Genomic DNA, 6,134 nt, shown 5'->3' on the forward strand with positions numbered 1-6,134 from the left:
TTTCCCACGTCACTACGCTTGCAAAGTCTCTATTGTAAAATCGTTCGAATCCCAATCTTTTGGTTCTTAGTAAACTCGTCATTTGTACCAAATTTCCCAAATGAATTCGATTTTTTCTCCCCAAGGGCATCGGGTGTCGAAAAGCATCCACGGATGGGTGCGGGCGGGAGCTCTGGCCATGGAAGGCCAGGCGAACGCGAGACACCCAATGCCCTTGGGGAGAAATCTATTACGATAAGTGGGAAATTATTTAATGGGTGGATGACGGGATTCGAACCCGCGACGACTGGTACCACAAACCAGGGCTCTACCGCTGAACTACATCCACCATTTCTAAAACATCTTGACCCGGGAGGGATTCGAACCCCCGACCAACTGCTTAGAAGGCAGTTGCTCTATCCAGCTGAGCTACCGGGTCGGATAGAACCAACTGATTCGGGATGACAGGATTTGAACCTGCGACCCTCTGTACCCAAAACAGATGCGCTACCACTGCGCTACATCCCGAGAAAGTCCTTGAATCACCAGTGTTTTTGGCAGAAGGACTGTGTCAACAAAAGGGAGATTTATTTCTTCAGGTTCTTCAATCTTTCTAGAAGGACAGGATGGTTTGGGTTCTTTTGCAAGGCTTTGCGGTAGGCTTTCCATGCTTCTTCTGGTTTTCCAATGGTTTGGAGAAAATAACCAAAGGAATCTAAGTAAGCTGGGTTGTTTGGATCGAGTTCAAGTGCTTTTTTTAAGGATTTGATCGCTTCTGAACGTTCTTCGGTGCTGATTTTTTTCTTTAGAGCGAGTAAATAACCCAAAGAGTTGAGGCTGTTTTTGTAATCGGGAGTATGTTTTAAGATACGGCGGTGGATTTCAATTGCCTCTTCCAAACGGTGGGTGTATTCATAAACATGAGCCAAAAAGGAAAGGAGTTTGGGATCATCCACTGCCACCTGCAGTCGGTCTTTGATGATGGACTCGGCAGTTTCCCAATCTTTTAGTTCCACAAGAGCAAAAACTTTCAGTCGGTATACATTATCGACTTCGATAAAACCAGGATATTCACCGAGAATTCGATCCAAAACCTGAATTGATTTTTTGAAGTTTTTGGTCTGAAAACAACAAAGGGCAAAATTATACAAAAGGATGGGGTCTTCTGGATTTTGGAGTAAGGCCTGATCCAAAAGGTTTAAGGCCATGGCATAATTGCCTTTATTCATATAACCGAGGTAGTCTGTCTCTTCTGCCATTGTATCTACTTAGATTGTAATTCCTTAAGTCGAAGTTTTTCCGTTAAGTCCAATTGGATGGGAGTGACAGGCAACTTTCCTTGGTTGTAGGCTTCAAAGTCTGTTCCTGTTTCTTCATCATGCCCAAGTAAACTACCGTTTAACTGAAATTCGCTGACACCTTCAATGATTTGTTTTTTCTCATACTTTTCGGTGTATCGCCTGCGCCCAAGCCTTGTAAAAACGATTTCGCTGATCGTGCCAGATCCAGAAATCTCTGGAGGAAAGTTAAGATTCCAAACTTCCCCTGATTGGATTTGGTCTTTGTAATTGGATAAAAAGGATAAAACAAGTTCTGCTTCCTTTGTATATCCATCCTCTGGATCAATGCGACCAGAACTTACGGCAAGGGCAGGGATTCCATGGAGGGCTCCGTGTTTTGCGGCACCTACAGTACCTGAATAGTGGACATCATATCCCATATTCACACCCCGGTTGATTCCAGAGATCACAAAGTCAATTTTAGGAAAGATCTCCGCATACAAACCAATGTTCACACAATCGGCTGGAAATCCATCGGCAATGTAATGGTTGTCATTGATTCGTTCCACTCGCATCCCTTGGAATACGGTAAGTGCCATAGAGGTGACAGAACGTTCTTTTAAAGGGGCAATGAGATACGTGTTATATGTTTTTCCAAGAACTCGTTCCAAAGCTTTGATTCCGGCGGAGGAAATTCCGTCGTCATTTGTGATGAGTAAATTCAACTATAAACCACCTGAGATCGATTGGAGGATACTGGTTGCTGTATACAAGTTCATAAGAAAAGGAAATAGAATCGTTAGGCCCAGTGCATAAAAAGAAAATTTTAGTGAGTCACGATTTCTTAATTCGTAAATGGATTTAAGACCACGAGAAACAACCAAACTATAAAGTAATATAAATGTGAGTAATAAAAGGAGTCCAGATCCAAGTCCCGAAAGCCCCACAGCATGAAAGACAATACTTACGGGTGCAAATAACAAAAACAAAACTACGGAATGTCTTGCGAACAGCAATAAAAACAAGAGTTTTTGCGACCGTCCCTTTTTTTGCACATAGTAGTCAGCAACCAATGCATAAAAAAAAGGAAAAAACCGAAATAGAAACAAGTTGGCAATAAAACCAAAAAACAGAAATGACAGAGTAGAAATCGTGTATGGTGCTGAAAGTATACTCATCCCCACTGACAGAGATAAGGCGGAAAGGATAGAAAACATCCAACTCGAAAGTGGACTTGCTGCAAAAGGAATCTCCTTGATCTCTTCCGAATAACGAAGTGGATCAAGAAATACTAATTCTAATACATCAACTAAATCAAAGAAAAAATCTCTCATAACATCAATTTTCCAAGAGCTGTGGGTAGAATGACTAAAACCTGTGATTGGATGAGAGAACGAATTTTAGATACATGCGAGTTGTCTCCAAAAAAACTCACACCCAAGGTTTGCAAAAATCGATCGAAGTGTGAAATCTCTTGTTCGAATAGAGGAATGAGTCCATCGTATTGACAAAGTTCGGAAAGTTTTTTATGAGCTTCCCTTCTACCACCGATGTCATCCACTAGTTTGTTACGAAATGCATCTTCACCAGAATAAATTTTACCTTCCGCCAACTCTTCAATGGACTTAACAGTTTTGTTTCTTCCTTTGGCAACATCTTCCACAAACTTGCGATAGGTGTCTTGTAACTGTTTACTAATCATCTCATCTTCTTCGTTAGTGGAATCGCGAAACGGAGAATACATATCTTTGTATTTCCCTGCTTTGTATGTGCGAACTCCTACACCGTAGCGGTCTAAAAGTCCTTTTACGTTAGGTGCAAAAGAAATAACTCCAATAGATCCGGTAATGGTTCCGTTTTGAGCAAAGATATAATCAGAAGCAGATGCAATATAGTAACCACCTGATGCAGCCACGTCTTTCATACTGACGACAATCTTTTTGGTTTTACGAAGATGTAAAACTTCGTTAAAAATTTCTTGAGAAGCAGCCACTGTCCCACCCGGGGAATTGATCTCAAGAAGGATCCCCTTGACATTGCCGTCTTCTTCTAACTCCCTTAATTGGCGTAAGACGGTGTCGGCGCCTGTAGAATCAAAAGTAGACTCACCAGAATGGATCTCACCTACGATGGGTATGACGACGGCTCCAATTTCACTGGCTTGAAAGAGGCCGCCACCAGTTCCACTAGAGAAACGGGCAAGGCTTGATCCAGATACCAAGATGGCAATTCCAAGAATTGTGGCAATAGTGGAGAACAAAAAGGAGAGAAAGAGAAGAAATTGGTTTCTTTCCATAAACTCCCACAAGCAAAACCTTGCAAAAACCCGAGTCAACTTTAATAATTCTTTACTTTTTTTTAGAAAAAGTTTATTTTCCTTGTACGGGCTAACCGAAAATTAGACAGGTAGTCACAGGATTTGTGTCCAGGCACCGCCGAGACATAAGGCCTTTACCAAGGAAGGTAGGACATGGATGTTCGTCTCAATCGTCTCCTCAACTCAGCAGAAAAACTAGTCCAGGACAAAAAGGACACAAAAGATGTCAGTTCTGGGAAAACAGGAGCCACTGTACAAAAGTCAGATGAAAAATCCGACTTTGTTGTGAGTCTCCCTGTACAGTATCACAATATCCAATCACGACTCACGGAATTGCAAAAACAACTTTCTAAAGAACAATCTCGCATTGGGCTTTTGGAAGATGCCAATCAAGAAGAAAACAAACTCAAAGAACTTCTTTTTGAAGGGGAACCACTATTCCCAGAGTTAGGTGAAGGTAAATTCACCAAACCAGAAATTTTAGAAAATAGCAAAGGCAATATCTCAAGCCTACTTGCAGAGCTTAAGAAAAAAGAAGTAGAGGGTGAAAATATCTTCTCTCTTGGAATGATGTTAAGTCCTGAAGAGTTCAAAGGGAAAATTGGATCTGTATCTACAGCTTCAATGAAACCAATTTCTGAAACCATGGTAAAAAGACTTCTTGGCGGTTAATTGGAATTAAAACGTTCCCTAAATACTTTTGATTCCATTTCCGTCCTATTCTCCTCCATGGTGGGATCAGGAATTTTTTTCACTTCTGGATATTTAATCAAAGAAACAGGAAATCTTTGGATTGTTCTTCTCTGTTGGATTGTCGGTGGAGTCCTTGCTCTCTCTGGATCCATCACTTATGCTTATGCAGCACGTCTTCTTCCCTTTGCTGGGGGAGATTATGTTTATCTAAAGGTTGCCTATTCACCTGCCATTGCCTTTATGAGTGGATGGTCCTCTTTACTTACTAATTTTTCTGCCTGTGTTTCTGTACTGGCACTTGCTTTTGGTAAGTATGTTCAAATTTTGTTTCCTGAAATTCCTGTTTGGGAATCATCCACTTTCACCTTGCTCGGGTTAGATTTACAAATTAGCTCCATTACCTTTATTGGAGTATTGCCCATAGTTTTTTTTAGCGGACTCAATTACTTTGGAATCAAATCAGCGGTTCGAGTGCAAAATGTATTTGCTGTATTAAAAATTACGGGTCTCCTTCTCTTTTTATCACTTGGGTTTTCCGTTGGAAATACCAACTGGTCTTATTTATGGAACTCTCCTTTTCCTAATCTTATGGAGCTTTCCTTTTATTCTAAAGTATTGATTGGGATTGTGCCTGTTTCCTTTTCTTATTTGGGTTGGAATATGATCACTTACATCGCAGAAGAAGTGAAAAATCCTGAGAAAACTATTGTTCGTTCTGCCATCACTGCTTGTTTTCTAGTGGCCGGACTGTATTTTGCAATCAACTTACTTTTTGTGATTTCTGCTCCGATTGAGGATCTTGCAGGACAAGATGGTATTGGAGCTATCGCCTTTCAAAAGTTATTTGGAGTGAATTATTCAATTCTCACCACTAGTTTTATTGCTTGGGTGATATTAGGATCGATGTCTGCCATTGAGTGTACTCGTACATCCTTTACAGTTTTGTCTCAATACATACTTTACATAAAGATGCATTAAAATCCTGATTCAGACGGTAATGAGGATTGCATTGGATTTTTAAAATGCAACAACTTTCCCGTATACAAATCGATCACACCAAGGCTAACTCCATAAAAATGAATCTTTACATGCCTGTCCGAGATTTCCTCTAAACCAACTTCTTCATCTGCTAACGCGGAAGATAGAAAGATCCGATGGCCTTCAATATGAAGATTCCCTATGTCATTGATTTCTCCAATCATGATGTTTGTTGGATAAGAAGCTTTTACAATCCGTTTTGGGAATTTCCTTTTCGACTTTTGGTAATGGTTAGCAGGAAAAGAATTTTGAATTCCTTCATGTGGTCTTAGGTAATTGAATTCTTTCTGAAAATCTCGAAATGCTTTTTGTTGTGTCTCTAAGCTAGACCTTGGAGGCAAAGCCGTTTCTTCCTTTAAGGTTTTATGCATTCTTTCATGCCTACCATTTTGTTGTGGTTTGCCTGGTTCAATCCGCTCCAACTTGATTCCCAGTTTGATCCACCATACAGAAAGTTTACTAAGCCCTGCCAGCGCATTCGAGGCAAATGGTGGACCGTTGTCAGTTCGATGGCAAGAGGCATTCCATAGAGTTTAAATAACTTCGTAAATTCATTGATTACATTGTAGTATCTGCCTTAGGAACAATACTCACAACAGAGTAAAAACCGGACTATAGGCATCTGTGACAGTCAAAGGAGTGCATCTTTTTCCATCCCCAACAGTGAAATGACCTTTAAAATCAGCGCACCAAATATCATTGGGTCCGAGTGCATGCGAGAATGGTTGTTCGATGGATTGTTTACGGATCCTTCTTTTGGGAGGTTTGATAAGGTTGTTTTGTTTGAGAATACGACCTACAGTACTTGGATGTGGCCATTTTCTAAT

General features: G+C 40.6%; 6 protein-coding genes, 3 tRNA genes and 1 pseudogene. 2 read left to right on the forward strand and 8 right to left on the reverse strand.

What is annotated here, in order from left to right:
• Positions 1-256: 256 nt before the first annotated feature.
• The 7 genes from LEP1GSC203_RS01360 to sppA all read right to left on the reverse strand — a co-directional run bounded on the left by LEP1GSC203_RS01360 (position 257) and on the right by sppA (position 3,555).
• Positions 257-328, reverse strand: a tRNA-His gene (locus LEP1GSC203_RS01360).
• 16 nt (positions 329-344) lie between these two features.
• A tRNA-Arg gene (locus LEP1GSC203_RS01365) sits at positions 345-418 on the reverse strand.
• Positions 419-435: 17 nt separating this feature from the next.
• Positions 436-507, reverse strand: a tRNA-Pro gene (locus LEP1GSC203_RS01370).
• Between the two features lie 59 nt (positions 508-566).
• Positions 567-1,238, reverse strand: a complete 672-nt coding sequence (locus LEP1GSC203_RS01375; RefSeq protein WP_002971625.1) for a tetratricopeptide repeat protein — start codon at positions 1,236-1,238, stop codon at positions 567-569.
• A gap of 5 nt (positions 1,239-1,243) precedes the next feature.
• Complete coding sequence (surE, locus tag LEP1GSC203_RS01380; protein WP_002971742.1) at positions 1,244-1,984, reverse strand: 5'/3'-nucleotidase SurE; 741 nt, start codon at positions 1,982-1,984, stop codon at positions 1,244-1,246.
• Positions 1,985-2,593: a hypothetical protein gene (locus LEP1GSC203_RS01385; protein WP_002971773.1), complete on the reverse strand. Its 609-nt coding sequence runs from the start codon at positions 2,591-2,593 to the stop codon at positions 1,985-1,987.
• Positions 2,590-3,555: a signal peptide peptidase SppA gene (gene sppA, locus LEP1GSC203_RS01390; RefSeq protein WP_002971620.1), complete on the reverse strand. Its 966-nt coding sequence runs from the start codon at positions 3,553-3,555 to the stop codon at positions 2,590-2,592. The genes LEP1GSC203_RS01385 and sppA overlap by 4 nt, the downstream gene beginning before the upstream one ends.
• Positions 3,556-3,729: 174 nt before the next feature.
• Between sppA and LEP1GSC203_RS01395 the strand changes: the two genes are divergently transcribed.
• Together LEP1GSC203_RS01395 and LEP1GSC203_RS01400 are read left to right on the forward strand one after the other, a co-directional pair.
• Positions 3,730-4,248, forward strand: coding sequence for an LIC10415 family protein (locus tag LEP1GSC203_RS01395; RefSeq protein WP_002971660.1), 519 nt, complete (start codon positions 3,730-3,732; stop codon positions 4,246-4,248).
• Entirely contained in the window at positions 4,249-5,247 is a 999-nt protein-coding gene (locus tag LEP1GSC203_RS01400) for an APC family permease (RefSeq protein ID WP_002971628.1), read from the forward strand.
• On the opposite strand, the pseudogene LEP1GSC203_RS20130 reads toward LEP1GSC203_RS01400, so the two are convergent.
• A pseudogene (locus LEP1GSC203_RS20130) lies at positions 5,244-6,134 on the reverse strand (integrase core domain-containing protein); the annotation flags it as partial. The gene LEP1GSC203_RS01400 and the pseudogene LEP1GSC203_RS20130 sit on opposite strands and share 4 nt — an antisense overlap.

The sequence above is a fragment of the Leptospira terpstrae serovar Hualin str. LT 11-33 = ATCC 700639 genome (assembly GCF_000332495.1).
Classification (GTDB): domain Bacteria; phylum Spirochaetota; class Leptospiria; order Leptospirales; family Leptospiraceae; genus Leptospira_A; species Leptospira_A terpstrae.

Bases quoted from the DNA above. Each gene is read 5' to 3' on its own strand.
- LEP1GSC203_RS01375 (WP_002971625.1), bottom strand. From the start codon at position 1,238: ATGGCAGAAGAGACAGACTACCTCGGTTATATGAATAAAGGCAATTAT.
- LEP1GSC203_RS01385 (WP_002971773.1), bottom strand. From the start codon at position 2,593: ATGAGAGATTTTTTCTTTGATTTAGTTGATGTATTAGAATTAGTATTT.
- sppA (WP_002971620.1), bottom strand. From the start codon at position 3,555: ATGGAAAGAAACCAATTTCTTCTCTTTCTCTCCTTTTTGTTCTCCACT.
- LEP1GSC203_RS01395 (WP_002971660.1), top strand. From the start codon at position 3,730: ATGGATGTTCGTCTCAATCGTCTCCTCAACTCAGCAGAAAAACTAGTC.